Here is an 856-nt window from a genome sequence, read left to right on the forward strand (position 1 = left end):
AGCCACAAACTGGCGCTGCACCAGGTCGGCAGGCCGATCCGCTCCGGTATCCGCGATCGTCGTCTTGCAGCCTTTGCCGCGCCTGGCGCCCTCCAGCCCTAACCGCTTCATCAGCCGTTCCACCGTGCAGCGGGCGACCTCGATATCCTCGCGGTTTAGCTGCTTCCATACTTTATGCGCGCCGTAGACCTGGAAGTTCTCCTCCCAGACCCGCTTCACTTCCGAGCACAGGGCGTCGTCCCGTTTGGCGCGGCTTGAGCGCCTCTGCGGGTGATTACGTTTGTCCTTGTGGTCGTAAAAGGTGGACGGGGCAATCGGCAGCTGACTGCAGATCGGCTCGACCCCGTAACTATCCCGGTGCTCATCGATAAACGACACCATCACTTCGGTCGGCGGTCGAGCTCCGCCTGGGCAAAATAAGCAGATGCCTTGCGAAGGATCTCATTGGCCCGGCGAAGTTCGCGGACCTCCTTCTCCAGGTCCTTGAGGCGCTGGCGCTCATCGCTGGTAACGCCGTCTCGAATCCCAAGGTCTTTCTCGGCTTGCCTTACCCACTGCCTCAGAGTCTCAGGTGTACAGCCCAGTTTGACCGAGATGGCTGTCATCGCCGCCCACTCCGAGTCATACTCCAATTTGTGGTCCAGCAGCATGCGGACCGCCCGTTCCCGGAATTCCGGGGAATAGCGTTTTGATTTGTTCATAGCTCCATCCTCTCAAGTTATGGAGCCTCCGACAAACCCGGGGCGATTCATAGTCCTCGAATTCAACCAATAGGCCCCAGCCTTCGCTTAGTTTGTCGCGTGATCGCGCCAAGACTTTTAGCGGCCCGCCTACAAACTGGTATTTCTCATACTTC

The 856-nt window shown here is 58.8% G+C and carries 1 protein-coding gene, 1 pseudogene and 1 other annotated feature; the gene and the pseudogene both read right to left on the reverse strand.

What is annotated here, in order from left to right:
* The coding region (locus JJ896_18560; GenBank protein ID MBO6781655.1) for an IS3 family transposase at positions 1–381 on the reverse strand (381 nt) is incomplete at its 3' end.
* Positions 307–423, reverse strand: a sequence feature (AL1L pseudoknot). (Overlaps the previous gene by 75 nt.)
* A pseudogene (locus JJ896_18565) lies at positions 381–701 on the reverse strand (transposase). Its footprint overlaps the feature before it by 43 nt. The pseudogene JJ896_18565 and the gene JJ896_18560, both read right to left, overlap by 1 nt.
* Positions 702–856: the final 155 nt, after the last annotated feature.

It is taken from the genome of Rhodothermales bacterium (assembly GCA_017643395.1).
In the GTDB taxonomy this organism is placed as follows: domain Bacteria; phylum Bacteroidota; class Rhodothermia; order Rhodothermales; family UBA10348; genus JABDJZ01.